The 26,845-nt window shown below is 59.6% G+C and carries 25 protein-coding genes and 4 tRNA genes; 14 read left to right on the top strand and 15 right to left on the bottom strand.

Features of this window, described 5'->3' with window-relative positions; translation table 11 throughout:
- Positions 1-76: 76 nt before the first annotated feature.
- The gene (locus ACM6IK_RS06895) at positions 77-790 is read right to left on the bottom strand and encodes a UTRA domain-containing protein (RefSeq protein WP_108218996.1); all 714 of its coding nucleotides are present in this window, start codon (positions 788-790) and stop codon (positions 77-79) included.
- A 362-nt stretch (positions 791-1,152) separates the two neighbouring features.
- On the opposite strand from ACM6IK_RS06895, the gene ACM6IK_RS06890 reads away from it, so the two are divergent.
- From ACM6IK_RS06890 to ACM6IK_RS06865, 6 genes are all read left to right on the top strand, one after another.
- Positions 1,153-2,220: an ABC transporter substrate-binding protein gene (locus ACM6IK_RS06890; protein WP_414873691.1), complete on the top strand. Its 1,068-nt coding sequence runs from the start codon at positions 1,153-1,155 to the stop codon at positions 2,218-2,220.
- 159 nt (positions 2,221-2,379) lie between these two features.
- The gene (locus tag ACM6IK_RS06885) at positions 2,380-3,186 is read left to right on the top strand and encodes an alkaline phosphatase family protein (protein WP_414873690.1); all 807 of its coding nucleotides are present in this window, start codon (positions 2,380-2,382) and stop codon (positions 3,184-3,186) included.
- A gap of 5 nt (positions 3,187-3,191) precedes the next feature.
- Complete coding sequence (locus tag ACM6IK_RS06880; RefSeq protein WP_414873689.1) at positions 3,192-4,028, top strand: ABC transporter permease; 837 nt, start codon at positions 3,192-3,194, stop codon at positions 4,026-4,028.
- Positions 4,015-4,815, top strand: a complete 801-nt coding sequence (locus ACM6IK_RS06875) for an ABC transporter permease (protein WP_414873688.1) — start codon at positions 4,015-4,017, stop codon at positions 4,813-4,815. Before ACM6IK_RS06880 ends, ACM6IK_RS06875 begins: the two co-directional genes overlap by 14 nt.
- Entirely contained in the window at positions 4,812-5,801 is a 990-nt protein-coding gene (locus tag ACM6IK_RS06870) for an ABC transporter ATP-binding protein (RefSeq protein ID WP_414873687.1), read from the top strand. Before ACM6IK_RS06875 ends, ACM6IK_RS06870 begins: the two co-directional genes overlap by 4 nt.
- Before the next feature lie 34 nt (positions 5,802-5,835).
- Entirely contained in the window at positions 5,836-6,489 is a 654-nt protein-coding gene (locus ACM6IK_RS06865; protein WP_414873686.1) for an HAD family hydrolase, read from the top strand.
- A gap of 113 nt (positions 6,490-6,602) precedes the next feature.
- Here ACM6IK_RS06865 and ACM6IK_RS06860 read toward each other — a convergent pair whose 3' ends face one another.
- Positions 6,603-7,565, bottom strand: coding sequence for an NAD(P)H-quinone oxidoreductase (locus ACM6IK_RS06860; RefSeq protein ID WP_414873685.1), 963 nt, complete (start codon positions 7,563-7,565; stop codon positions 6,603-6,605).
- A 138-nt stretch (positions 7,566-7,703) separates the two neighbouring features.
- Here ACM6IK_RS06860 and ACM6IK_RS06855 point away from each other — a divergent pair, with 138 nt between their 5' ends.
- Together ACM6IK_RS06855 and ACM6IK_RS06850 are read left to right on the top strand one after the other, a co-directional pair.
- Positions 7,704-9,785, top strand: coding sequence for a carboxy terminal-processing peptidase (locus ACM6IK_RS06855; RefSeq protein ID WP_414873684.1), 2,082 nt, complete (start codon positions 7,704-7,706; stop codon positions 9,783-9,785).
- Between the two features lie 143 nt (positions 9,786-9,928).
- A complete protein-coding gene (locus tag ACM6IK_RS06850) occupies positions 9,929-11,719 on the top strand; it encodes a bifunctional diguanylate cyclase/phosphodiesterase (protein ID WP_414873683.1) in 1,791 nt (596 codons plus the stop codon).
- A 243-nt stretch (positions 11,720-11,962) separates the two neighbouring features.
- Here the strand turns inward: ACM6IK_RS06850 and ACM6IK_RS06845 are convergent, their stop codons facing one another.
- The 5 genes from ACM6IK_RS06845 to ACM6IK_RS06825 all read right to left on the bottom strand — a co-directional run bounded on the left by ACM6IK_RS06845 (position 11,963) and on the right by ACM6IK_RS06825 (position 14,659).
- Positions 11,963-12,370 carry a sel1 repeat family protein gene (locus ACM6IK_RS06845; RefSeq protein WP_414873682.1) on the bottom strand — a complete coding sequence of 136 codons (408 nt, stop codon included), beginning with the start codon at positions 12,368-12,370 and terminating at the stop codon, positions 11,963-11,965.
- Positions 12,371-12,742: a hypothetical protein gene (locus ACM6IK_RS06840; RefSeq protein ID WP_007898892.1), complete on the bottom strand. Its 372-nt coding sequence runs from the start codon at positions 12,740-12,742 to the stop codon at positions 12,371-12,373.
- Entirely contained in the window at positions 12,739-13,080 is a 342-nt protein-coding gene (locus ACM6IK_RS06835; protein ID WP_414873681.1) for a helix-turn-helix domain-containing protein, read from the bottom strand. Before ACM6IK_RS06835 ends, ACM6IK_RS06840 begins: the two co-directional genes overlap by 4 nt.
- 114 nt (positions 13,081-13,194) lie before the next feature.
- Positions 13,195-13,650 (bottom strand): YkvA family protein, encoded by a 456-nt coding sequence (locus ACM6IK_RS06830; protein ID WP_414873680.1) that lies wholly within the window; start codon positions 13,648-13,650, stop codon positions 13,195-13,197.
- Between the two features lie 292 nt (positions 13,651-13,942).
- Positions 13,943-14,659: an FKBP-type peptidyl-prolyl cis-trans isomerase gene (locus ACM6IK_RS06825; protein ID WP_218431282.1), complete on the bottom strand. Its 717-nt coding sequence runs from the start codon at positions 14,657-14,659 to the stop codon at positions 13,943-13,945.
- Positions 14,660-14,928: 269 nt separating this feature from the next.
- Between ACM6IK_RS06825 and ACM6IK_RS06820 the strand changes: the two genes are divergently transcribed.
- Together ACM6IK_RS06820 and ACM6IK_RS06815 are read left to right on the top strand one after the other, a co-directional pair.
- Entirely contained in the window at positions 14,929-16,731 is a 1,803-nt protein-coding gene (locus ACM6IK_RS06820; RefSeq protein WP_414873679.1) for a di-heme-cytochrome C peroxidase, read from the top strand.
- A gap of 28 nt (positions 16,732-16,759) precedes the next feature.
- Positions 16,760-17,896 (top strand): catalase family protein, encoded by a 1,137-nt coding sequence (locus ACM6IK_RS06815; RefSeq protein ID WP_414873678.1) that lies wholly within the window; start codon positions 16,760-16,762, stop codon positions 17,894-17,896.
- Positions 17,897-18,086: 190 nt separating this feature from the next.
- On the opposite strand, the gene ACM6IK_RS06810 is transcribed toward ACM6IK_RS06815, so the two are convergent.
- From ACM6IK_RS06810 to ACM6IK_RS06795, 4 genes are all read right to left on the bottom strand, one after another.
- Positions 18,087-18,163 (bottom strand) — tRNA-Asp (locus ACM6IK_RS06810).
- A 19-nt stretch (positions 18,164-18,182) separates the two neighbouring features.
- Positions 18,183-18,258 (bottom strand) — tRNA-Val (locus ACM6IK_RS06805).
- Between the two features lie 199 nt (positions 18,259-18,457).
- Positions 18,458-18,534, bottom strand: a tRNA-Asp gene (locus ACM6IK_RS06800).
- Between the two features lie 19 nt (positions 18,535-18,553).
- Positions 18,554-18,629, bottom strand: a tRNA-Val gene (locus ACM6IK_RS06795).
- 159 nt (positions 18,630-18,788) lie between these two features.
- Here ACM6IK_RS06795 and rdgC point away from each other — a divergent pair.
- From rdgC to sugE, 3 genes are all read left to right on the top strand, one after another.
- Positions 18,789-19,709: a recombination-associated protein RdgC gene (rdgC, locus tag ACM6IK_RS06790; RefSeq protein ID WP_007969735.1), complete on the top strand. Its 921-nt coding sequence runs from the start codon at positions 18,789-18,791 to the stop codon at positions 19,707-19,709.
- 136 nt (positions 19,710-19,845) lie between these two features.
- On the top strand, positions 19,846-20,811 hold the full coding sequence (locus tag ACM6IK_RS06785; RefSeq protein ID WP_108219011.1) for a bile acid:sodium symporter family protein: 966 nt from the start codon (positions 19,846-19,848) through the stop codon (positions 20,809-20,811).
- Positions 20,812-20,929: 118 nt separating this feature from the next.
- Positions 20,930-21,244, top strand: a complete 315-nt coding sequence (gene sugE, locus ACM6IK_RS06780; RefSeq protein WP_414873677.1) for a quaternary ammonium compound efflux SMR transporter SugE — start codon at positions 20,930-20,932, stop codon at positions 21,242-21,244.
- A 125-nt stretch (positions 21,245-21,369) separates the two neighbouring features.
- Here the strand turns inward: sugE and ACM6IK_RS06775 are convergent, their stop codons facing one another.
- The 4 genes from ACM6IK_RS06775 to ACM6IK_RS06760 all read right to left on the bottom strand — a co-directional run bounded on the left by ACM6IK_RS06775 (position 21,370) and on the right by ACM6IK_RS06760 (position 26,150).
- Positions 21,370-23,244, bottom strand: coding sequence for an MFS transporter (locus ACM6IK_RS06775; protein WP_414873676.1), 1,875 nt, complete (start codon positions 23,242-23,244; stop codon positions 21,370-21,372).
- Positions 23,245-23,342: 98 nt separating this feature from the next.
- Positions 23,343-24,494 carry a TDT family transporter gene (locus ACM6IK_RS06770; protein ID WP_414873675.1) on the bottom strand — a complete coding sequence of 384 codons (1,152 nt, stop codon included), beginning with the start codon at positions 24,492-24,494 and terminating at the stop codon, positions 23,343-23,345.
- Between the two features lie 105 nt (positions 24,495-24,599).
- On the bottom strand, positions 24,600-24,911 hold the full coding sequence (locus ACM6IK_RS06765) for a cupin domain-containing protein (protein ID WP_414873674.1): 312 nt from the start codon (positions 24,909-24,911) through the stop codon (positions 24,600-24,602).
- Between the two features lie 48 nt (positions 24,912-24,959).
- Positions 24,960-26,150 (bottom strand): MFS transporter, encoded by a 1,191-nt coding sequence (locus ACM6IK_RS06760; RefSeq protein WP_414873673.1) that lies wholly within the window; start codon positions 26,148-26,150, stop codon positions 24,960-24,962.
- A gap of 148 nt (positions 26,151-26,298) precedes the next feature.
- Between ACM6IK_RS06760 and ACM6IK_RS06755 the strand changes: the two genes are divergently transcribed.
- A complete protein-coding gene (locus ACM6IK_RS06755; protein WP_414873672.1) occupies positions 26,299-26,835 on the top strand; it encodes a TetR/AcrR family transcriptional regulator in 537 nt (178 codons plus the stop codon).
- Positions 26,836-26,845: the final 10 nt, after the last annotated feature.

Raw genomic sequence — 26,845 nt, 5'->3', positions numbered from 1 at the left:
TGAGGCCATAACATTCAACATCTTCGTTGGACGTTAAGCCGTCATCGCTGGCAAGCCAGCTCCTACAACAGCAGTTTCAGACGACATCCACCCCGACATGAATCGCATCATGCCGCCAGAACTCCAGGTCGCAGTCGATCAACCGTTCATGCTGGTCATAGTTGACCCGGGCAATCCGCAGGCCCGGGCTGCCCACCGACACTTTCAAAGCCGCCGCCGCATCCACCGACAACGCCGTGGGCACAATCTCGAAGCGCACCCGTCCGTAGTGCAAATCGTAATGCCGCGCATACAGCTCGGTGATCGACTGATTCAAATCGAAATCGAGGATCCCGGGAAAGTACTGCGGGTTCAGATAGTGCTCCACATACAGCACCAGTCGCCCGTCGATCCGTCGCGAGCGGCAGATCTGGATCACGCTCGACAGCGCCGGCAATTGCAGCCAGGCACAGACCGCCGCCGATGCCGGTTGCAATCGCGCTGAAATCACCTCGGTGGACGGGATCCGCCCCTGAGCGCTGACCATCGCGTGAAAGTGGCTGCGCTGCATGAGGTTGTACGCCAGGCGCGGCGGCGAGACGAACCAGCCGCGCCGCTCCTCGCGGTAAATCTGCCCTTGTGATTCCAACTGCAACAACGCCTCACGCAAAGTGATCCGCGTGGTGCCGAACAGTTCACTGAGCTTGCGTTCGGCCGGCAATTTGCTGCCAGGAGCCAACAGACCGTGGTCGATCTGTTCCTGGAGTACCTGGCCAATGGCTGTTACCGCTTTTGTTGCCTCTTCACGCATCAACGTTTCCTTTCTGGACTAGACCAGCACCAATTCAGGGCAGAACAGCAGCGCAAACCGGCTCATTCAATAGCTGCAAGCGTAGGCAGTGCAGATGACCGAGGTGTGACAAAGGCGCCCAACGGTCGCCACTCCCGGCTTTCAAGAACCTGCAATTCATCGGCCAAGTCCCTTGCCAGCCTGGGCTTTGACCATGGTCTACGCTTAGCAGGCCACCCGCGATACCGCCGAACAAAAAGTCATCCCGGGCGACGAACGACATCAAAGTGTCATCCAGCCCCCTTAAATTGGCTCAGGTATTGCTGACCTAGACCAACACATACCGCAATCGCAGCGTTGAACACGACCCAAGGAGCTTCGGAATGAAACAGTTTTTCCTGGCATCACTGTTAGGCTCGACCATTGCAATGTGCACCGCCGCCATGGCGGCCGACACCGACCTGAAAACCCTGGAAGCCGCTGCGAAAGCGGAAGGCGCCGTCAACAGCGTCGGCATGCCCAATGACTGGGCCAACTGGGCCGGCACCTGGAAAGACCTGAGCGACAAATACGGCCTCAAGCACATCGACACCGACATGAGCTCGGCCCAGGAGATCGCCAAGTTCGCCGCGGAAAAAGACAACGCCAGCGCCGACATCGGCGACGTCGGTGCAGCATTCGGGCCGATCGCGGTCAAGCAAGGCGTGGTCCAGCCTTACAAGCCCTCCACCTGGGATCAGGTGCCAGCCTGGGCCAAGGACAAGGACGGCAACTGGGCACTGGCCTACACCGGCACCATCGCGTTCATCGTCAACAAGAAGTTGCTGCACGGTTCCGAAGTGCCGACCAAGTGGGCTGACCTCAAGGGTGGCAAATACAAAGTCTCTATCGGCGACGTGAGCACCGCAGCCCAGGCCGCCAACGGCGTACTCGCCGCGGCACTGGCCAACGGTGGCGACGAGAAAAACCTCAAGCCTGCCCTGGATCTGTTCGCCGACATCGCCAGGCAGGGTCGCCTGTCGATGTCCAACCCGGTCATTGGTGCCATGGAAAAAGGCGAAATCGAAGTCGGCGTGGTCTGGGACTTCAACGGCCTGAGCTACAAGGCCAAGATGGCCAACCCGGATGATTACGTGGTGCTGATCCCGTCCGACGGTTCGGTGATTTCCGGCTACACCACCATCATCAACAAATACGCGAAAAACCCGAACGCCGCCAAGCTGACCCGCGAATACATCTTCAGCGACGCCGGCCAGATCAACCTGGCCAAGGGCAACGCCCGTCCGATCCGTGCCGAGCACATCACACTGCCAGCCGAGGTGCAGGCCAAGCTGCTGCCTAACGAGCAGTACAAGAAGGTCACGCCGATCAAGGACGCAGACGCCTGGGAAAAGACCTCCAAGGCCCTTCCGCAGATGTGGAATGAAGAAGTCATCGTCGAAATGAAGTGATGTCGTAAATCCCTGTGGGAGCGAGCCTGCTCGCGATGACGGCTTAACATTCGAAGGAAATGTTGAATGTCAGACCGCTATCGCGAGCAGGCTCGCTCCCACAAGGGATTGAGTTGAATTCGAAACTTCTGATTCCTGTTACACGGAGTTTTTTCCGCTATGAAGCACAACGTCATCCTTGTCGTGCTCGACGGCCTCAACCATGAGGTCGCCCGCCACGCCATGGGGCACCTGCAGGCTTACGTCGGCGCCGGACGCGCCGCACTCTACAAACTGGAGTGCGAGTTGCCGGCCCTGTCCCGCCCGCTGTACGAATGCATCCTGACCGGCGTTGCGCCCATCGACAGCGGCATCGTCCACAACAACGTCTCGCGCCTGTCCAACCAGCGCAGCATCTATCACTACGCCACCGACGCCGGTCTTGTGACTGCCGCTGCGGCTTATCACTGGGTCAGCGAGCTGTACAACCGTTCGCCCTTCGTGGCGGCCCGGGATCGTCACACCGATGATCCGCAACTGCCGATCCAGCATGGGCATTTCTACTGGAACGATCACTACCCGGATTCGCACCTGTTCGCCGACGCTGAAAGCCTGCGCCTGCGCCATACGCCGAACTTCCTGTTGATCCACCCGATGAACATCGACGACGCCGGGCACAAGCACGGCCTCGACACCCCGCAGTACCGCAACAGCGCCCGCTCGGCCGACATCATCCTGGCCGACTACCTGCAAGGCTGGCTCGATGCCGGCTATCAGGTGCTGGTCACCGCCGACCACGGCATGAACAACGACCGCTCCCACAACGGCCTGCTGCCGGAAGAGCGTGAGGTGCCGCTGTTCGTTCTCGGTGATTCATTCAGCTTCAACGCCGACGCCGCGCCGAAACAGACCGAGATCTGCGGCACCGTCTGCGAATTGCTGGGCGTGCCCCACGACAAACCGGTCTGCCGGGAGCTGTTGAAGTGAACTCCATGACCCGCAGTAAATGGCTCGCTGCCCTGTGCCTGCTCCCGTTCACGCTGTTCTTCATCGTATTCGAGATCGCACCGCTGACCTGGGTAATGATCAACAGCCTGCAATCGGAAGAATTCGGCTGGGGCCTGGCCAACTTCAGCAAGATCTTCAGCTCGAAGTTCTACCTGCAGGCCATCCAGTACAGCCTTGAGATCAGCTTCTGGTCCAGCGTGTTCGGGATCATCATCGCCATACTGGGCGCCTACTCCCTGCGCCGGGTCGATTCGAAACTGCGCAACTTCGTCAACGCCTTCGCCAACATGACCAGCAACTTCGCCGGTGTGCCCCTGGCCTTTGCGTTCATCATTTTGCTCGGCTTCAACGGCAGCTTCACCATCATGCTCAAGCAGGCCGGCATCATTCAGGACTTCAACCTGTACTCGAAAACCGGGCTGATCATCCTCTACACCTACTTCCAGATCCCTCTCGGCGTACTGCTGCTGTACCCGGCCTTCGATGCCTTGCGCGAAGACTGGCGCGAGTCCGCCGCGCTGCTCGGCGCCAGTGGCTGGCAGTTCTGGCGGCACATCGGTCTGCCGGTGCTGACACCGGCGCTGCTCGGCACCTTCGTGATCCTGCTGGCCAACGCCCTCGGCGCCTATGCCACGGTGTACGCACTGACCACCGGCAACTTCAACGTGCTGCCGATCCGCATCGCGGCGATGGTGTCCGGCGACATTTCCCTGGACCCGAACCTGGCCAGCGCCCTGGCCGTGGTGCTGGTGGCCTTGATGACCCTGGTGACCATCGTGCATCAGTTGCTGTTGAAGAGGAGTTACCATGTCTCGCGCTGAACTGGGGCCTGTCGGTGTCTACCACCGCATCGTGGTGTACTTGCTGTTTGCCATCCTGCTGTTGCCGCTGGCCGGCACGCTGATCTACTCGATCGCCAGCAGTTGGTCGGCGACCATACTGCCCAGCGGTTTCACCCTCAAATGGTACATCCAGCTGTGGAGCGATCCACGCTTCCTGGATGCGTTCGGGCAATCGTTGCTGGTCTGCGTCGGTTCGTTGATCCTTTCCGTGGTGCTGATTCTGCCGCTGCTGTTCGTGGTGCATTACCACTTCCCGAAACTCGACGCGCTGATGAACATCCTGATCCTGCTGCCCTTCGCCGTGCCGCCGGTGGTGTCGTCGGTGGGGCTGTTACAGCTCTACGGCTCCGGACCGTTCGCCATGGTCGGGACGCCGTGGATCCTGATCGGTTGCTACTTCACCGTGGCGCTGCCGTTCATGTACCGGGCGATCACCAACAACCTGCAAGCGATCAACCTGCGCGACCTGATGGACGCCGCCCAATTGCTCGGCGCCAGCACCTTCCAGGCGGCTTTCCTGGTGGTGCTGCCGAACCTGCGCAAGGGCCTGATGGTGGCACTGCTGCTGTCGTTCTCGTTCCTGTTCGGTGAGTTCGTGTTCGCCAACATCCTCGTGGGCACCCGCTACGAAACCCTGCAGGTCTACCTCAACAACATGCGCAACAGCAGCGGTCATTTCACCAGTGCGCTGGTGATTTCCTACTTCTTCTTTGTGCTGGTTCTGACCTGGATCGCCAATACCTTGAACAAGGACAAAAGCGAATGAGCTATGTCAGCGTCCAACATCTTCAGAAAAGCTACGCCGGCACCACAGTGTTCAGCGACATCAATTGCGAAATCCGCAAAGGCGAATTCGTCACCCTGCTCGGCCCATCCGGCTGCGGCAAATCCACCCTGCTGCGCTGCATCGCCGGCCTGACCTCGGTGGATGGTGGCAAGATCCTCCTGGACAATCAGGACATCGTGCCTCTGAGCCCGCAAAAACGCGGGATCGGCATGGTGTTCCAGAGCTATGCGCTGTTCCCCAACATGAGCGTGGAACAAAACGTTGCCTTCGGCCTGCGTATGCAGAAGGTCAACGCCGACGACAGTCAGAAGCGCGTCGCCGAAGTGTTGAAACTGGTGGAGCTGAACGACTTCACCTCGCGTTATCCGCATCAATTGTCCGGCGGCCAATGCCAGCGCGTGGCCCTCGCCCGCTCGTTGGTGACCCGCCCGCGCCTGTTGCTGCTCGACGAACCGTTGTCGGCCCTGGACGCGCGGATTCGCAAGCACCTGCGCGAACAGATCCGTCAGATCCAGCGCGAGCTGGGTTTGACCACGATTTTCGTCACACACGATCAGGAAGAAGCCCTGACCATGTCTGACCGGATTTTCCTGATGAATCAGGGAAAAATCGTACAAAGCGGCGACGCCGAAACCCTCTACACCGCCCCGGTGGATGTGTTCGCCGCCGGGTTTATCGGCAACTACAACCTGCTGGATGCCGACAGCGCTTCGAAGCTGTTGCAGCGACCGATCAGCAAGCGCATTGCCATCCGCCCGGAAGCCATCGAACTGAGCCTCAATGGCGAACTGGACGCGCAGGTGCGTAGCCACAGCCTGCTGGGCAACGTGATTCGCTACCGGATCGAAGCCCGGGGCGTGGAGTTGGTTGTGGACGTTCTCAACCGCTCGGCGGCCGACCTGCATCCCGACGGTCAACGTCTGGCGCTTTCAATCGATCCGACGGCCCTGTGTGAGGTAGCCTGATGACTTTGCTGACGCTGAAGAGAGAACTGCACTGATGGCCCTGGCAATTTTTGATCTGGACGAAACCCTGATCCACGGCGACTGCGCCACCCTTTGGAGCGAACAGATGGGCCGCCTGGGCTGGGTCGATCCCGAATCGTTCATGCGGCAGAACAACGAGCTGATGGATGCCTACAGCCACGGCAAATTGCGCATGGAGGATTACATGACCTTCAGCCTGGAGCCGATGATCGGCCGCACGCCGCAAGAGGTCGAGCATCTGGTTGGTCCATGGGTGGAAGACTTCATCGAACCGATCATCTTCAGCGATGCCACCAAAGCCATCGCCGCCCACCGCAAGGCCGGCGACCGGATTCTGGTGATTTCGGCCTCGGGCACCCACCTGGTCGGCCCCATCGCCGAACGCCTGGGCATCGACGAGATCCTGGGCATCGAACTGGAAGTGGCCCACGGCGTTTACACCGGTCACACCGTTGGCACCCTGACCTACCGCGAAGGCAAGATCACCCGCTTGCTGGAATGGCTGGATGCAGAGGAGGAAAACCTCGAAGGCGCGAGCTTCTATTCCGACTCACGCAACGACCTGCCGTTGTTGCTGAAGGTGGATTTCCCCCACGTGGTCAATCCGGATCCGGTGCTGCGCGAGCTGGCTGAAAAGGCGGGCTGGCCGATCCACGACTGGAAATAACCCGGATCCCCTGTGGGAGCGAGCTTGCTCGCGATGGCGGCGAGTCAGTTACATTAATACCGACTGACACTCCGCTAATCGCGAGCAAGCTCGCTCCCACAGGTTTCTCGTTGTCAGCTCAGGCTCTCGTCAATCACCAACACCACCTTCCCCGCCACGGTATTGCTCGCCAACTCGGTAAACGCCGCCTCGGCATCCTTGATCGGAAAAGCTTTGGCCAGTTGCGGGCTCAAGCGCCCCTCGGCGAACAACGGCCACACGTGCAGGCGTAGATCACTGAACAGATCGGCCTTGAATTGCTCATCACGGCTGCGCAGGGTCGAGCCCAGCAACTGCACACGCTTGGCCAGCACCTGGGCCAGATCCAGCTTGGCCTCGCGGCCGCCCATCAGGCCGATCAACACCCAACGGCCATCCTGCGCGAGCAGCTTGAGGTTCAATGCCGCGTAATTACCGCCCACCGGGTCGAGAATCACGTCGAACGGCCCCAGATCCCGCAAACTCTCCAGATCGCCATTGCGCACCACGCCGCCCTGGGCGCCCAGCGCTTCGCAGTACGCCAGTCGCTCGGCGGAGCCGACGCTGACCCAACACGGGTTACCAAAGGCCTTGCACAGCTGAATAGCCGCTGAACCAATTCCACTTGCTCCGGCGTGCAGCAGAACTTTCTGACCCGGCTTGAGCGCAGCCAGTTGAAACAAATTCAGCCAGACCGTTGCATAGACTTCAGGGAGTGCTGCCGCTTCGACCAGTGACACTCCATCGGGAACCGGCAGCACGTGCCGCCCGTCGACAACCACTTCTTCGGCCATGCCGCCCCCGGCCAGCAAGGCGCAAACCCGATCACCAATCTTCCAGGAGGTCCCGGCGCCCACCTCGCTGATCACGCCCGAGCACTCTAGACCAAGCACTTGGCTGGCCCCTGGCGGCGGCGGATAAAGCCCGGCTTTCTGTAATAAATCGGCGCGATTGAGGCCCGCTGCCGACACTCGAATACGAACTTGTCCTACATCACATGCAGGACTCGGCTCATCAACCCATACCACTTGACCGTCAACGCCTTGCAATGCTTTCACAGTGCCTCCATAGTGAGTCTGGACTGAGCCCGAAGCTATAGCGCCGGGCTTTTTGCATTATGCGACCGGCTCCCAAAGAGCCGGCGACTTCAAAGACGGCCTAATATGCGTTATCAATTGTCCCCGCGTCGAATCAGCATGAAGCATCTGTTCCCCAGCAGTGCCCTCGCCTTATTCATCGGTATCGGCTTGCTGCCGATGTCGAGCAATACATTCGCAGCCAATAGCTGGGACAAGCTTCAACCCGATCGTGACGAAGTGATCGCCAGTCTGAACGTCGTGGAGTTGCTCAAACGCCACCACTACAGCAAGCCACCACTTGATGACGCGCGCTCGGTGATCATCTACGACAGCTACCTCAAGCTGCTGGATCCGTCGCGCAGCTACTTCATGGCCAGCGACATTGCCGAATTCGACAAGTGGAAGACGCAGTTCGACGACTTCCTCAAGAGTGGCGACCTGAACGCCGGGTTCACCATCTACAAGCGCTACCTGGACCGCGTAAAGGCGCGTCTGGACTTCGCCCTTGCCGAGCTGGGCAAAGGCGTCGACAAGATCGACTTCACCACCAAGGAAACCTTGCTGATCGACCGCAAGGACGCCCCTTGGCTCAAATCCACCGCAGAACTCGACGACCTGTGGCGCAAACGCGTCAAGGATGAAGTGCTGCGGATGAAGATCGCCGGCAAAGAGCCCAAGCAGATCCAGGAAACCCTGACCAAGCGCTACAAGAACCAGTTGGCACGCCTGGACCAGACCCGCGCGGAAGACATCTTCCAGGCGTACATCAATACCTTTGCCATGTCCTACGACCCGCACACCAACTATCTGTCGCCGGATAACGCGGAGAACTTCGACATCAACATGAGCCTGTCCCTCGAAGGCATCGGCGCCGTGTTGCAGAGCGATAACGACCAGGTGAAAGTCGTACGCCTGGTGCCGGCAGGGCCGGCGGACAAGACCAAGCAGGTTGCACCGGCCGACAAGATCATCGGCGTGGCCCAGGGCAACAAGGAAATGGTCGACGTGGTGGGCTGGCGCCTGGACGAAGTGGTCAAGCTGATCCGTGGTCCGAAAGGCACCATTGTGCGCCTGGAAGTCATCCCGGCCAGCAATGCGCCGAACGACCAGACCACCAAGATCGTGCCGATCACCCGTGAAGCGGTGAAGCTCGAAGATCAGGCCGTGAAGAAATCGGTCTTGAACCTGAAGCAGGACGGCAAGGACTACAAGCTCGGCATTATCGAAATCCCGGCGTTCTACCTGGACTTCAAGGCCTTCCGTGCCGGCGACCCGGATTACAAGAGCACCACCCGCGACGTCAAGAAACTGCTGACCGAGTTGCAGAAAGAGAAAGTCGACGGCGTGGTCATCGACCTGCGTAACAACGGCGGCGGTTCCTTGCAAGAGGCCACCGAACTGACCAGCCTGTTCATCGATAAAGGCCCGACCGTGCTCGTGCGTAACGCCGATGGCCGCGTCGATGTCCTGGAAGATGAAAACCCGGGCGCATTCTACAAAGGCCCGATGGCATTGCTGGTCAACCGTTTGTCCGCCTCGGCATCGGAGATTTTTGCCGGCGCCATGCAGGACTACCACCGCGCACTGATCATCGGTGGCCAGACCTTCGGCAAAGGCACCGTGCAGACCATTCAGCCGCTCAACCATGGCGAACTGAAACTGACCCTGGCCAAGTTCTACCGGGTTTCCGGGCAGAGCACCCAGCATCAGGGCGTCTTGCCGGACATCGATTACCCGTCGATCATCGACACCAAGGAAATCGGTGAAAGCGCCCTGCCGGAAGCCATGCCGTGGGACACCATCAAGGCCGCCATCAAGCCTGCGCTGGATCCGTTCAAGCCGTACATTTCGCAGCTCAAGTCCGAACATGACGTGCGTACAGCCAAGGATGCAGAGTTCGTGTTCATCCGCGACAAGCTGGCCCTGGCGCAGAAACTGATGCTGGAAAAAACCGTCAGCCTCAATGAAGCCGAGCGTCGTGCCCAGCACGCCGACATCGAAGCCAAACAGCTGACCATGGAAAACATCCGTCGCAAGGCCAAGGGCGAAGAACCACTCAAAGAGCTGAAGAAAGAAGACGAGGACGTTATTGCGGCCGAAGCTGACAACACCAAACCGGAAGACGATGCCTACCTGAGCGAAACCGGGCGGATTCTGCTGGATTACCTGAAACTCAACACGGCAGTGGCCAAGCACTGAGTTTTTACATACAGCTGATGGCAATTTAATACTGACGCCCCCGGAGCGTCATCAAACAGTCATCGTTCTGTCGTGAAATAGAGGACCGGGCATGCTCTTTACCAAGCGCACGCCCGGTCCTTTTTTTATCGCCAGAGATCGCCATGACCACAACCGAACAGCTGAGTGCATTGAGCTCAATCCTGACTCAAAGCGGTTTGCACAGCCTGTTCCAGCCGATCATCAGCCTCTCTGAACGGCGAATTCTCGGCTACGAAGCCCTCAGTCGCGGCCCGTCCAACAATCCTCTGCACTCCCCTGTCGCCCTGTTCGCCGTCGCCCGTCAGGCCGGACGTCTGAGCGAGCTGGAAATTGCCTGCCGCGAGAGCGCTTGCCGACGCTTCAATGAACAGCAATTGCCTGGCTTGTTGTTCCTTAACGTATCCCCGGAATCCCTGCTTGAAGCGGCCCATCAACCGGGGCGCACCTTGCAACTGTTGCAAGACTTCGGCATCCCTGCGAGCCAGGTGGTCATCGAGCTGACCGAACAAACGCCAACGGATGATTTCCAGCTGCTGCAAACCGCCCTGCACCACTATCGGGCGATGGGGTTTTCGATTGCGCTGGATGATCTGGGGGCGGGCTATTCGAGTTTGCGGTTGTGGTCTGAACTGCGGCCGGACTACGTGAAAATTGACCGGCACTTCATTGATGGCATTCATCAGGATGCGCTCAAGCGTGAATTCGTCGGTTCGATCCTGCAAATCGCCAAGGCCTCGCGGGCGCAAGTCATCGCCGAAGGTATCGAACTACCCGAAGAACTCACGGTGCTGACTGAAATGGGCGTGGACCTGGTGCAGGGCTACCTGCTCTGCCGCCCCCAGGAACACCCACCGCGGGATGCCCGGGCAATGATGCCCCGACAGGGCAGCATCGCCGTTGTACTGAGCGAAGACGGCAGTGACCTCAGCGCCCTGCTCAACGAGCAACCCGCGGTGAACCGCGACACCCCGACCGCCACGGTGCTCGAAGCCTTTCGCCGCCAGGCCAACCTGAATTCGCTGGCGGTCCTGGATGAACAGGGTCAGCCCTGCGGCATTGTCCATCGTCATTCGCTCTCCGACGTCCTGCTCAAGCCCTTTGCCACCGACCTGTTCGCCCGCAAACCGATCAGCCGCTTGATGAGCGATGACTTCCTCGCCGTCGAGCTGAGTCAGTCACTGCAACAAGTCAGCCGCCTGATCACCAGCCGTGCCCGCCAGCGCGTCGAAGAAGATTTCATCATCACGCTCAATGGCGGCTATCTCGGGCTTGGCCGGGTGATTGACGTGCTCAAGCTGATTACGGAACTGAAGATCCAGCAGGCCCGCTACGCCAACCCGCTGACCTTGCTGCCGGGGAACGTGCCGATCCAGCAATGCCTGACGCGACTGCTGCAACAGCAACGGGAATCGGTGATCTGCTACGTGGACATCGACAGTTTCAAGCCTTTCAACGACATCTACGGCTACGGCCGCGGCGACGAAGTCCTGCTGTGCCTGGCGCAATGCCTGAACGACCGCGTCGACCCTGCCCGCGACTTTGTCGGCCACATCGGTGGTGACGACTTCCTGCTGGTGCTCGGCCCGCAAGACTGGCGCAAACGCTTGAACCAGTTGCTCGACGACTTCCAGAGCCAGTGCCGGCGTTTCTACCGCAGCGAACACCTGGAAGCCGGCTGCTTCGTCGCACCGAACCGCCAGGGCGTGCGTCAGGAGTTTGCGCTGTTGTCGCTGTCGATCGGGGTGGTGCATCTGCATCCACAGGCTTGTGAACAACTCGATGCAAGCCAGTTGGCCGAGATGGCATCACAGGCCAAGCACCATGCGAAGAATGTGCAAGGGTATAGCGTGCATGTGATTGATAGCCTGGTGGTGCCGGAACCCGAAAGGGTTTGGCTGACAGGGCAGCGCTGATTGACAGGACGCCATCGCGGGCAAGTCGAATCGTCGCACCGCCGCTCCCACAGTGTTCTTTGTCATGCACAAGATTTGTGTACGCCGCAGATCCCTGTAGGAGCTGGCTTGCCAGCGAAGACGCCAGATCAAACAACCTGAATCTCGATTTGATCCCCACCTATGTCCTTCAAGAAGGCCTGGTCCGCAATCGTCGCCCGGTCACGTCGAGCACATCACAACTATCACCCGGCAGCCTTGGGGTTATAGGTCAGGCTCGCGAGACGCCAGCTCTTGCAACTTGATCGCCGCCAACGGATGCCCGGCCTTCGCTGCAATCTCCCAGAACCGCACTGCTTCAACCGGGTCCGGAGCCTTGCTCGCCGTGCCGGCCAAGCTGATCACGCCCACTTGATACGCCGCCTTGCCATCGCCCGCCAACGCCGCCAGACGCAACAAACGTACACCCTCCTCACGAGCACCGAGGCCGACGCCGCGAAACGTCAGGATGTGCCCATAGAAGCTCTGGGCGCCGACATCGCCCAGGTTGGCCATGCGTGCGAACTGACCTTCGAGCCAGCGCCAGCCACGTGGCTGACGGACAAACCACGACCAGTGAAACAACCGGCGCGCGAGCCAGTAACCGGCCCGCGCCTTGAGTCGCAAAAACACTCAGGCCTCGGCCGATTCCGGGTATTCGTACTCGAACACCCGCACCACTTCCGAAGCATGCCAGGACGCGGCGGCAACGCCGTCCGACGGACCGGAAAAACGCCCGAGACGCTCGACACATTCAAAGAATCCGGTGCGCGGCAAGCGGCTGGCGCCCTGACTGATCACCAGTGAACTGCGCAATGGCTGCTCCGCCCTGGCGTCCAGGGCCGCCAGATGCTCAAGGGCCGCTGTCAGGGTTTGCATGGCCGGGGTCGGCAACTGCAAACGCTCCAGCAATGCCCGATACGTCAAGAGATGGCGCTGTCGGCGCGCCTGATCCAGTTCGCCCAGCAATCCGTCCCAATGTTGACGACTGATGCGTACGCTCACGATTCATCCCTCCACCCCGGCACCGTCAATTCCCAGGCCAGGCTGCGCCGAATCGCGGCGTCGGGCAGACGCTCGCCACTTTCGATCATGGCCAGGTAATACGGGCTGATGCCTACCGTGCGGGCCAGCGCCTCGATGGCGATGCCCTTCCCCTCGCGCAAACTGCGTAGTTGATCCAGACCCGGCAGAATCGCGTCTGGTGTTGCCGCCTGAAGCTTCTCGGCTTGAGGCGACGCTTGCTCCTTGATCCCTGCTGCTTTCAGTAACGCCTGATACTGAGCCCATGGCAGAACCGCATATTCGGGCTCGCCTTCGCGTGTAATTATCTGAATATCCATGACTACCCCGTAGGACAACAACACTTAGCGAGTCAGCGCTTTTCCCTAGAAGTGTAATCCTAACAGCGGCCAAGGTCGCGGGGGACATCAATCTGTGAACAGGTCGCAATCGACTCAGTGTTTTTTCGGGTCTTGAAGTTGCAGTTGCTCGCAGGTATCAGGCAGGCGCTCAACCACCGCGAGTTTCTCCGGTACCTGCCGTTTGCGCCAGGCGCGGAACGCATTGAGTTCGTCGTCGAGCACTTTCATAAGCCACGCCAATACCGCGATGTCATCGAGCATGCCGAACACTGGAATGAAATCCGGGATCGCATCCACCGGGCTGAGGAAGTACATCAGGCCCGCGACGACCGAAACCAGCGCCCTGGGGCTGATGGCGCGATATTCACCACGCCAGTAGGCCAGGCAGAGTGCCTGCAACAGCTTCAAGTCATCCTTGAGTTTGCCTAGTCGGTTGCCCTGGCTCGCGCCCTTGCTGGCGACTGCGAACAACAGGGTCGGCAATCGGCCGCGTGTCAGCAGGCGTCCGGCCAGCGGCAGGAAACGAGCGAAATTCCAGGGTGCTTTCATGATTCCTCCCGTTAAAATGTTATCCACACAAATTGTGGATAACCTTGTGAACAGAGCTGCTTTTCACCGCTGTAAGCCCCGTTTTACAAGGCCTGCGTTCAGATCGGGCGTTTTTTACCCATCAAAAAAACCTATAATTTCATTGACTTGGCGACCTTGTGCGGCTAACGCCAACGTCTACTATGCCTGAGACTCCGACCTGGAGCGTCTGTTCGTTTTGTTTACCCGTGCCAAACTCCAGATGCAACAACGCCCCGCATGAGCGAGGCGTTGTTATCGAAGCAGGCGCCGATTACTTGGCTGCGTCGTCTTCTTTTGCCGGATCCTTGATGGCCAGCAGTTCCAGGTCGAATACCAGCACCGAGTTGGCCGGAATCGCCGGGCTCGGGCTTTGAGCGCCGTAAGCCAGGTCAGCAGGGATGTACAGTTTGTACTTCTCGCCAACGTGCATCAGTTGCAGGCCTTCGACCCAACCCGGGATCACACCGCTGACCGGCAGATCGATCGGGCTGCCGCGCTCGACGGAACTGTCGAATACGGTGCCATTGGTCAGCTTGCCGGTGTAGTGAACGGTCACTACGTCAGTCGGCTTTGGCTGAGGACCATCGGCTTTCTGCACGACTTCGTACTGCAAGCCCGAAGCGGTGGTGGTCACGCCGGCTTTCTTGGCGTTTTCTTCGAGGAATTTCTTGCCGGCAGCGGCCGACTCTTCGCTCATCTTGGCCATGCGTTCTTCGGCACGCTTTTGCAGCGCGGCGAACGCCTCAACCAGTTCTTCGTCCTTGAGCTTCTGCTCTTTCTTGCCGACGGCGTCTTCGATGCCCTGGGCTACAGCTTTGGAATCCAGGTCATCCATGCCTTCCTGAGCCAGGCTCTTGCCCATGTTCAGGCCAATGCCGTAGGAAGCTTTTTGCGCCGGAGTTTTCAGCTCTACGCTGGTCTGCGAATCACAACCCGCGAGTACCAGGCCAACCAGGGCCACCGCCGCCGCCAACCGATGCTGTTTCATGCTATTTCCTTGTTCATGCGCCTAAAGGGCAATCGAGTAAAGCCGCGAGCTTATCAGGCCGCCACGACCAATGGCTACCGGCATGAGAGCCGGAAACAATTGATAAGTTCAGGTGTTTAAACGCAATTCACCATTCGGCTGATGAAGCTTCTTTCATCTTGTTCCGACGCAGACTGATTCCTGAGCCTACAAGATCTGGTGTAATGGCCTCTTGCCGCACCTTGGGTACTCGGGCATAACGGCATGATCATTCGACAAGGACGTTTATCTTGCGCCTCTTCTTTCGCTTACTGGTTCTCATCGCAGTACTGCTCGGGCTGGTCCTGGCCGTGGTTCTTTACTACGTCGCCTACCCGAAATTGCCGGTCTGGTCGCCTCCACAACAGGTGCATTACCTGGAGCAATGGAGCGCCACCGATCGAGAGACTTATTACTTCACACCCCAGGGCACTCAGGTCAAAGGCTTGCGCTATGACTGGTTCACCGCCCTCGAACTGCCCTTCTCGCAGCAACGCTTCGCCACCCCCGAGTACCTCGCACGCTTCGGCTTCCTGGTGGACCCCGGCCAGAAACCGACTCCGAATAACCCCGGCAACCTCCCGGCAGGCTTTACCCGGCACCAGAATACGGGGAGCCCGGATGTGTTTCTGGATGTCACCTGCGCGGCCTGCCACACCGGTGAACTGCGTTTCAAGGGTCAAGCCGTGCGTATCGACGGCGGCTCGGCGCAGCACGTCCTGCCGTCCAGTGTTCCTACGCTCAAAGGGGGCAGTTTCGGACAAGCACTGGTGGCCAGCCTGGCCTCGACTTACTACAACCCGTGGAAGTTCGAACGTTTCGCACGCAACGTGCTGGGCCAGGACTACGACGCCCGCCATCAACAGTTGCGCAAAGAATTCAAATCCTCACTCGATACGTTCCTAAAGGTGGCCTGGAACGACACCCATCGCGGGCTCTATCCGACCGAGGAAGGCCCGGGGCGCACAGACGCCTTCGGGCGCATTGCCAACGCCAGCTTCGGTGATGCGATTTCCCCCGACAACTACCGCGTGGCCAATGCCCCCGTTGACTATCCGCAGTTGTGGGACATGTGGACGTTCGAATGGGTGCAGTGGAACGGCTCGGCGAAACAACCGATGGCGCGCAACATCGGCGAAGCGTTGGGCGTCGGCGCCACGCTGAACTTCTTCGACAAGAACGACCAGCCACTGATGGGCGATGCCCGCTATCCCTCCAGTGTCCGTGTGCGCGACCTGCACCTGATCGAAGACACCTTGCAACGACTCAAGCCTCCAGCCTGGCCGGAAGATCTGTTGGGCGCGGTCGACAAACCTCTGGCAGCGAAGGGGCGCACCTTGTTCGTCGAAAACTGCGCAGGTTGTCACGTACCGCGCACCACCCAGGGCGACGGGCGATACGTTCAGCACCTGAAAATGATCCCGGTGGAGTACATTGGCACCGACCCCGGCACGGCCAACAACATCGCCGACCACCGCTTCGACCTGACTGCGCTGCAATGGAAGCAGGCGGAGCTGGAAAAACTCGATGTGGAGCCAAAACCCACCGAGCCAATGGACCTGAGCAAAATGTCCGTGGCCACGGGACTGGCCTATGTCACCGCCTATGTCCAGGACCGTGCGTATCAAGACGCCAATGTCACCCCTGCCGAGCGTGCTGAAATGAACGGTTTCGGCCTGCCGATCGGCGTGCGCGAATTGCGTTCGTACAAGGCCAGGCCATTGGCGGGTGTATGGGCGACAGCGCCGTTTCTGCACAACGGTTCGGTGCCGAGCATCTATCAATTGCTGTCGCCTCAGGATGAGCGTGCGACCACGTTCTACAAAGGCACTTTCGAATTCGACCCACAGCATCTGGGATATCGCACCGAAGCCTTCGACAACGCATTTCTGTTCGACACGCAAATCACCGGCAACCACAACAGCGGTCATGAATTCCGTGCCGGCAAACTCGGTAATGGCGTGATCGGTCGCGGGTTGCAGCCGCAAGAGCGCTGGGCACTGCTGGAATACCTGAAAGTGCTGGGCGGCCCGCTGGAGGCGCAATTGCCATGATCACAGCCTCAGTCAAAAGGACTTTCCCATGCTGATTACACTCTGGCTGCGCCTGGGCGCCTTCCTTGCCAAGCTGTTGCTGTGGTTGCTGGGTCTCGGCGTGTTGGGCTGGGCATTGGCCAGCGCCTGGTTTGCCTGGCAGCATCGCGGGCCGGTCTCGACGCAGGAGTTGATTGCGGACGACGAAGCCGCGATGACCCAGGACATCATCCAGACCGCCGTGCGCATCGTCGATCAGCACCGCGAAAGCACCCGCTACCTGCGCGATGCCCACGCCAAGGCCCACGGCTGCGTGAAGGCCGAGGTTCAGGTGCTGCCAGAACTGCCAGGCGAACTGCGCCAGGGCGTGTTCAGCGAGCCGGGCAAAACCTGGCAAGCGACGATGCGCCTGTCCAACGGCAATGCCTACCCGCAGTTCGACAGCATGCGCGACGCCCGGGGCATGGCGATCAAACTGTTCGATGTTCCGGGTAAACAAATGTTGAGCGATCGGCAGGGGCGAGGCGAACAGGACTTTGTGATGTTCAGCCACCCGAACTTCTTTGTGAGCAATGTCGCCGAATACCGTCAGAACGTCGCCGCTCAAGCCGACGGAAAAAAGATAATGGCTTTCTTCCCCGACCGGGATCCACGCACCTGGCAGTTTCGCCACCTGTTTATCGCCCTGGCGACACTGTCCCCTGCCCCGCCAAGCCCAACCCGGACGACATACTTTTCGGTTTCGCCCTACAAATTCGGTGAAGCCAATGCGAAGTTCCGGGTCTCACCCGATCCGGACAGTTGCCCGGCCTACAGCCTGCCGGAACAAAATCGCAAGTTGCCGAACTTTTTGCGCAATGCGCTGAATCAACAGTTGTCGACCGATCGGGTGCCTGCTTGTTTTGTCTTGCAAATCCAGCGACAGGACGCCAACAAGTACATGCCGATTGAAGACACCAGCATTGAGTGGCGCGAAAGCGATGCACCCTTCGAGACCGTGGCGCGAATCAAAGTGCCAGCGCAGGACTTCGATACACCGGCGCTGAACCTGCAATGCGACAACCAGTCGTTCAATCCCTGGTTCGGCGTAGAAGCACACCGCCCCATCGGCGGTATCAATCGCCTGCGCAAGGCCGTGTATGAAGCCGTCAGCGACTACCGACACAGGCGCAATGCCGGACTGTAGGAGCGAGCTTGCTCGCGAAAAACCCATGGGCGCCGCTGGGTATCTGAATTTACGCGTTATCGTTCACGACCTTCGCGAGCAAGCTCGCTCATACCGAAAGCGAGGAAAGCCAAATCCCGGACAGCAAAAAGCCCGCACAAGGCGGGCTTTCTGTGGTGACCTGGCGTTCAGTGTTCCAGGTTACCGAATATGGCGCAGCGGACGGGACTCGAACCCGCGACCCCCGGCGTGACAGGCCGGTATTCTAACCGACTGAACTACCGCTGCGCGTAGCGTTGAAAGTAAGTGGTGGGTGATGACGGGATCGAACCGCCGACATTCTGCTTGTAAGGCAGACGCTCTCCCAGCTGAGCTAATCACCCTTTACCTTCGTTGCGGGACACATTATGCCACAGGTTTTTATAAAGTGTTGATTTATTTGAAGTTTTTTTTCAAAAAATCTAAAAACCGGTGAAACGATGCAACCCACAGGAACAACAGTCAAACCTGAGGCAGAAAAAAGCCCGCCTAAGCGGGCTTTTCCGTGGTGACCTGGCGTTCAGTGTTCCAGGTTACCGAATATGGCGCAGCGGACGGGACTCGAACCCGCGACCCCCGGCGTGACAGGCCGGTATTCTAACCGACTGAACTACCGCTGCGCGTAACACTGAAAACGAATGGTGGGTGATGACGGGATCGAACCGCCGACATTCTGCTTGTAAGGCAGACGCTCTCCCAGCTGAGCTAATCACCCTTCGCTTCGGTGTGGCGCGCATTCTACGGAGCGACCCAACCTCTGGCAAGCACTTTTTAAAATAATTTTCTCAGGCCTTCCAAAGGCTTAGAGAAAGGTTGGCCTATGGCACGGCGAAGACAATAATGCCCGCCTTTGTATAAAGGAGAGACTCACCCCATGTGGTTCAAAAACCTGCTTATCTATCGCCTGACCCAAGATCTGCCTGTTGATGCCGAGGCGTTGGAAACTGCACTGGCCACCAAACTGGCGCGCCCATGTGCAAGCCAGGAGTTGACCACCTACGGCTTCGTCGCGCCATTCGGCAAAGGCGAGGATGCGCCGCTGGTGCATGTCAGCGGTGACTTCCTGCTGGTGTCCGCGCGCAAGGAAGAACGTATTTTGCCGGGCAGCGTCGTGCGTGATGCGGTCAAGGAAAAGGTCGAAGAGATCGAAGCCGAGCAAATGCGCAAGGTCTACAAGAAGGAACGCGATCAGATCAAGGATGAAATCATTCAGGCCTTCCTGCCTCGCGCCTTTATCCGCCGCTCGTCGACCTTCGCCGCCATCGCGCCGAAACAGGGCCTGATCCTCGTCAACTCGGCCAGCCCGAAACGCGCCGAAGACCTGCTGTCGACCTTGCGCGAAGTGATCGGCACCCTGCCGGTGCGTCCACTGACCGTGAAGATGTCCCCGACCGCGACCATGACCGAGTGGGTCACCACCCAGAAAGCCGCGGACGATTTCTTCGTGCTGGACGAGTGCGAACTGCGCGACACCCACGAAGACGGCGGCATTGTGCGCTGCAAGCGTCAGGACCTGACCAGCGAAGAAATCCAGTTGCACTTGAGCACCGGCAAAGTGGTCACTCAGTTGTCCCTGGCCTGGCAGGACAAACTGTCGTTCGTCCTTGACGACAAAATGGTGGTCAAGCGCCTGAAGTTCGAAGACCTGCTGCAAGACCAGGCGGAACAGGACGGCGGCGACGAAGCCCTGGGCCAACTGGACGCCAGCTTCACCCTGATGATGCTGACCTTCGGCGACTTCCTGCCGGCGCTGGTTGAAGCGTTGGGCGGCGAAGAGACTCCGCAGGGGATCTAAAGGCTAGCGATCTCTCCTGTAGGAGCGAGCTTGCTCGCGATGGTGTGTCAGACAAAGAGGGGCTACTGACACACCATCGCGAGCAAGCTCGCTCCTACAGAGGGTTTGTAGCGTCACTTAAAATAAGGATCAGGCCATGCGCGCACTGGCTGCTTTGAGTCGTTTTGTCGGCAACACCTTCGCTTACTGGGTACTGATTTTCGCTGTCGTGGCGTTTCTGCAACCGGCGTGGTTCCTCGGCCTCAAAGGCGCCATCGTGCCCTTGTTGGGCCTGGTGATGTTCGGCATGGGCCTGACCCTCAAACTCGAAGACTTCGCCGAAGTCGCTCGCCATCCATGGCGCGTGGCCCTGGGCGTGGTTGCACATTTCGTGATCATGCCGGGCGTGGCGTGGTTGCTCTGCCAGGTGTTCCACTTGCCACCGGAAATCGCTGTCGGCGTGATTCTGGTCGGCTGCTGCCCGAGCGGCACCTCGTCGAACGTGATGACCTGGCTGGCCCGCGGCGATCTGGCGCTGTCGGTGGCCATCGCCGCCGTCACCACCCTCCTCGCCCCGCTGCTGACCCCAGCCCTCATCTGGCTGCTGGCCTCGGCCTGGCTGCCGGTGTCGTTCATGGAGTTGTTCTGGTCGATCCTGCAAGTGGTGCTGCTGCCGATCGTGCTGGGCGTGGTTGCCCAACGGGTACTCGGCGACAAGGTTCGCCACGCCGTGGACGTGTTGCCGCTGGTGTCGGTGGTGAGCATCGTGATCATCGTCACGGCAGTGGTGGCCGCCAGCCAGGCGAAGATTGCCGAGTCCGGCTTGCTGATCATGGCCGTGGTCATGCTGCACAACAGTTTCGGCTACCTGCTGGGTTACTTCACCGGGCGCCTGTTCAAGCTGCCTCTGGCCCAGCGCAAGTCCCTGGCCCTGGAAGTCGGCATGCAGAACTCCGGATTGGGTGCCGCGTTGGCGAGTGCTCACTTCTCGCCGCTCGCGGCAGTGCCCAGCGCATTGTTCAGCGTCTGGCACAACATTTCCGGGGCATTGCTCTCCACGTATTTGCGCCGCATGAGTGAAAAGCAAGATCGGGAAATGGCTGCACAGCAGGCGACTGACTGATTCAAAAACTTGATCCCCGGGTTAATGCTGGGCACTCTATTGCCCATCGCGAGGACGACCTCGCGGCTCGATCGAGTCATTAATCAGGGGACGACCCCGTCAGACGATGGAGGTCTTCATGTCCTGGATCATTCTGTTTTTCGCCGGCCTGTTCGAAGTCGGCTGGGCCGTCGGCCTCAAGTACACCGACGGCTTCACCCGCCCGTTCCCCACTGTATTGACCGTTGCGGCCATGGCTATCAGCCTTGGCTTGCTCGGCCTTGCAATGAAGGAATTGCCGCTGGGTACGGCCTACGCGATCTGGACCGGGGTCGGCGCCGTGGGCACGGTGATCGCCGGGATCATTCTGTTTGGCGAGTCCATGGCGCTGGTGCGGCTGGCGAGTGTGGCGTTGATCATTAGCGGACTCGTTGGGCTCAAGGTCAGCGCTTAAGCGACTACCGCCAATCGCGAGCAGGCTCACTCCTACAAGGTTTTATGGTGTGTCGGAGATTTTCACCACACCCGCGATCCCTGTAGGAGTGAGCCTGCTCGCGATGAGGCCCGCTCAAACAACTGTTATCTGACTGCCCCGCGTAACTCCCCCACCATCGCCTGCAACTTCGCCGGCTCCGCCACTTCAACCGCCACCGCCGGCCCTGCCACCAATGTCACACGCGACCACAGGCGATGAAACAGTCCCTTGCCCGGATCGCGGCTGAAGAAACTCCCCCACAACCCCCGCAAGGCCAGCGGAATCACCGGCACCGGCGTCTCTTCGAGAATCCGCGTCAAGCCGCCCTTGAACTCATTCATTTCGCCATCGGCGGTCAATTTACCCTCGGGGAAGATGCACACCAGTTCACCGTCCTTCAGATACCGGGCAATGCGCGTGAAGGCCTTTTCGTAGATCTGGATGTCTTCATGACGCCCCGCAATAGGAATCGTCCCCGCGGTACGGAAGATGAAATTCAGCACCGGCAGGTTGTAGATCTTGTAATACATCACGAAGCGAATCGGCCGGCGCACCGCACCGCCAATCAGCAAGGCGTCGACGAACGACACGTGATTGCACACCAGCAACGCCGCGCCTTCATCGGGAATCAGATCCAGATTGCGATGCTCGACGCGGTACATGGAATGGCTGAGCAGCCAGATCATGAAACGCATGGTGAACTCGGGGACGATCTTGAAGATGTAGGCGTTGACGCCGATGTTCAGCAACGACACCACCAGGAACAGCTGCGGAATCGACAGCTTGGCCACGCTCAGCAAGACGATCGAGACAATCGCCGACACCACCATGAACAACGCATTGAGGATGTTGTTGGCGGCAATCACCCGCGCCCGTTCGTTTTCCGCCGTACGTGACTGGATCAGTGCGTACAGCGGCACGATGTAGAAACCACCGAAAACGCCCAGGCCGAGGATGTCGAGCAGTACCAGCCAGGCATGGCCAAAACCAAGGATCTCGATCCAGCCATGGCCGGCGACGCTGTCCGGTATTGAGCCGGAATGCCACCACAACAGCAGGCCGAAAACAGTCAGGCCGAACGATCCGAACGGCACCAGCCCAATTTCGACTTTACGCCCGGACAATTTCTCACACAGCATCGACCCCAACGCGATGCCGACCGAGAACACCGTCAGAATCAGCGTCACCACGGTTTCGTCGCCGTGCATCCACTCCTTGGCATAGGCCGGGATCTGCGTCAGATAAATCGCCCCGACAAACCAGAACCACGAGTTGCCGACGATCGAGCGTGATACCGCCGGCGTTTGCCCAAGGCCCAGTTTCAACGTGGCCCAGGACTGGCTGAAAATGTTCCAGTTCAGGCGCATTTGTGGCGTGGCGGCCGCCGCCAAGGGAATGCTGCGACTGGCCAGGTAGCCGAGCACGGCAATGCCGATGATCGCCGTGGACACTACCGGTGCGTAATGCGCCGATGACATCATGACCCCAGCGCCAATGGTGCCGGCGAGGATCGCCAGGAAGGTGCCCATTTCCACCAGGCCGTTGCCGCCCACCAGCTCGTCTTCACGCAGCGCCTGCGGCAGGATCGAGTACTTCACCGGCCCGAACAGCGCCGAGTGGGTGCCCATGGCGAACAGCGCCACCAGCATCAACGACAGGTGATCGAAGATGAAACCGACGGCGCCGACCGCCATGATGGCGATTTCCCCAAGCTTGATCAGGCGGATCAACGCGTCCTTGGCGAACTTTTCCCCGAATTGCCCGGCCAGGGCCGAGAACAGGAAAAACGGCAGGATAAACAGCAGCGCACACAGGTTGACCCAGATCGAGCGGTCACCTTCTATGCTCAGCTTGTACAAGATGGCGAGAATCAACGACTGTTTGAACACGTTGTCGTTGAACGCCCCGAGGGACTGGGTGATGAAGAACGGCAGGAAGCGCCGGGTGCGCAGCAAGGTGAACTGTGAAGGGTGACTCATCTTCCATGTGTCCCTGATGATAGGTAGCGAGTGGCCTGGATACTGTAATTGGAGTATCGAACGTCGATCCAGGCCACACACTACCTAATCTTTGCCGGTTATTTCTTCAATCCGGCAATGCACGGCGAGACAAACAGCTCCCCGCGCCAGGCGCCCAGCACCGTGCGCTTGCCGACGATCAGCCACATCACCGCCAGCAACGCCACTAACACGCAGCCAAACACACTGAAGAACATCAGGTTCAAGGTACTGGCCAGCTTCAACGTTGCCAGAGAATAGACGCCCAACGGGAAAGTGAAGCCCCACCAGCCGAGATTGAAGGGAATGCCGGCACGCAGGTAGCGCGCAGTGATCAGCAGCGCCATCAGCATCCACCACAGGCCGAAACCCCACAGGGTGATGCCGGCCACCAGACCCAGTCCCGCAGCAATCTCACCGACTCCCGGCAAACCGTTGGCCGCGAAAATCAGCGGTGCATCACCGCCCAGTACCAGCATGCCCAGCGCGCCGGTACCGATCGGGCCGAGGGCCAGCCAGCTCGAGGCGGCCATGTTTTCGTGGGGCAGTTTATGCAGGGCCATGCGCAGCAACAGAATGGTCAGGATGCTGAAGGCCACCGGCAGGGAAAAGGCCCAGAGCACGTAGCTGGTCACCAGCACCACCAGTTGCGAATGCGCGTCGGCCAGATGCGGCGCCAACAGGCCCCCACTGGCGGCCGCCACTTCTGCCGCGACCACCGGCAACAACCAGACAGCGGTCATCTGGTCGATGCTGTGTTCCTGACGAGTGAACATCATGTAGGGAATCAGCACCCCGCAGGCCAGCGACATGGCCACATCCAGCCACCACAGCACCTCGGCGAGGTGAACCACACCGTCGCCCCAACGCGGCAGGCCAAACACCAGGAAGCCATTGATGATGGTCGCCAGGCCCATGGGGATGGTGCCGAAAAACATCGAAACCGTGGAGTGGCCGAAGATCCGTTGTGCTTCGTCGAAGAACAGCACCCAACGCGCCGTGTATACCGCCGTAAACAGCAGAAACAGGGCGATGTTGAACAGCCAGAGAGCTTCGGCAAAGGCGTGCAAGGCGGGCATGGCGACCGGCAATTGCGCCAGCGCCAACGCCAGCACACCGGTGCCCATGGTGGCCGCGAACCAGTTGGGGGTGAACTGGCGGACCACCTCACGGGGGTGCTGCAAGCGACTGAAAGGTTTGATTCCGGGCTTGATGCTATTGGCGCATGTCATGGCGAACTCCTGTCCTCTTGTGAGGTAGAGCTCATGTTAGATCTGAATCGAATATCTATATAACGGGTAATATCTCTATATCTTATCGATATTACCTATATAGCGTCAGGCACTCCCTTCCGATTCGATCACCAATATCCGGGCAGGTCCTACCGGATGCGCCACATGCTCAGTGCCAACCGAGGCATAAAAAATGTCACCGACCTCCAGCAAAGCTTCCCGCTCCAGCCCCTCTTCGCGATAACGCATCTGCACCTGGCCATCGAGCACCACGAACACTTCCTCGCCGTCGTTGACATGCCACTTGTAGGGTTGATCGGTCCAGTGCAGCCGCGTGGTGATGCCGTTCATGCTGGCGATGTCCAGCGCGGCCCAGGCACGCTCGCCAGTGAACGATTTGCTGCGGATGATCTTCATGGTCCGATCCTTCGAATGAGCTGAGTGGGTGCCAAGGCTAACTCAATTTTACCGGTTGGCCTCGCAGACCCTGGCCGAACGTGATCGCAGTAAACCCACCATTGCACTGAGGGCCAGCACCATCAGCACCGCACCATAACCATCGGTGGTTGCCACCAGACCAAAGGTCCGCGCCAGGTTCCCGGCCAGCAGCGCCGGCAGGCAGAACGCCAGATAACTCAGCACGTAGTACGCCGACATCAACCCGGCGCGCTCATGGGGCAAGGCCAGTGGCACCAGACTGCGCACCGCCCCGAGGAAACCGGCGCCGAAGCCACAACCGGCGACCAGCGTGCCGAGGAAAAACAGCGGCAAACTGGCGCTGTGCACGCCCAGTAGAATCAGGGCGACTCCCACCGGCAACGAACTGGCGCCCAGCTGCAGCGCCTTGGTCGCCGCCTGATTGCGCAAAATGTAAATCATCAGGGCACCGGTCACCGTCAATGCGGCGACGGTTGCCCCGCCAATCAGGTTCGAGGTCGAACCCGTCGCCGTGCGCACCAATGAAGGTGCCAGCGACGCGTAGAATCCGCCCAGCGCCCAGGTCGCTATGTTAAGCGGCAACACCCGCCATAACGTCGCACGCGCCTGGACCGGCACATGCAGGGTGGGCCGCAATGATGCCCAAGCCCCGGGCTGGCGCGTGACACTCTCCGGCAAACGCCAGACAAATACGGCCTGCATCGCGAACAGAGCAAGTAGCAGCCAATAGGTCAGGTGCAACGGCGCCGGAGCAAACTCGGCCAGCAAACCGCAGCCCATTCCACCCAGAGCCATGCCGAGCAAGGGCGCGACACTATTGACCAGCGGGCCTTGCTGGCGATCGGTGTCCAGCAAGGTTGCACTCAACACGGCAGTCGCCATGCCGGTGGCAAACCCTTGCAGCACCCGGGCACTGATCAGCCACGCAACGCTGTCGGCGTAGATAAACAGCAACATCGCCAGGATGTTCAGCAGCACCGCCGTAAAAATCACCGGTTTGCGCCCCAGGTAATCCGACAGCGAGCCGACCGTCAGCAACGCTGCCAACAGGCTGAGGGCGTACACGGCAAAAATCAGGGTCAGGGTCGCTGGCGAAAACTGCATCTGCTCCTGATACAGGTGATACAGCGGCGTCGGCGCGGTGGAAGCCGCCAGAAAACTGAGTAAGGTTATTGCCAGAAACCACAGGCTGGCACGATTTGAGGGAGAATCGGGCATAGACACACTCCGCAAAAGCTAATTTTTTGCTTTTGTGGAGTGTGCTACTGGCCCCCTCTTAAAGCAAACTCTTTGTGTTAAGGTCCGATACATGGCTTTCAGGACCGGATGCCAGCCGCAAGACCCGACGCAATACAGGAAACACAAGATGACAGCCCCTACATTACGCCCCGGCGGCCGCAGTGCCCGGGTACAAGAGTCGATTCATTCGGCCGTGCGCCAACTCCTTGGGGAGCAGGACCGCGCCAGCGTAACGGTGCCGCAAATTGCGGCGCGCGCGGGTGTCACGCCATCCACCATCTATCGACGCTGGGGCGATGTGTCGGCGCTGCTCGCCGACGTCGCCCTCGCCCGTATGCAGCCCGACAACGAGCCGGCCAACACCGGCAGCCTTCACGGTGACGTGCGGGCCTGGGCCGAGCAGTACCTGGACGAGATGAGCTCCGAACCCGGCCGCAACATGCTGTACGACGTGCAGGCAGCGTTGAAGCCGAGTTATTGCGCGACCATCATTGGCGGGCAGTTGCAGATGATTCTGGATCGCTATCCGGATCAGCCCAAGCCCAGTGTCGATCGGCTGATCAATCTGATCGCCGCGCCGACGGTGTTTCGCATTCTGTTTGCCGAGGCGCCGCTGGAGGTTGAAGAGTTGCACCGATTGATCGAGATTGCATTCAGTCAGTAATACCGCCATT

Origin of the sequence: Pseudomonas sp. IT-196MI5 (assembly GCF_949767415.1) — a bacterium.
In the GTDB taxonomy this organism is placed as follows: Bacteria; Pseudomonadota; Gammaproteobacteria; order Pseudomonadales; family Pseudomonadaceae; genus Aquipseudomonas.
The sequence above is the reverse complement of the archived record's forward strand: the minus strand, read 5'-3'. Positions and strand labels throughout refer to the sequence as shown.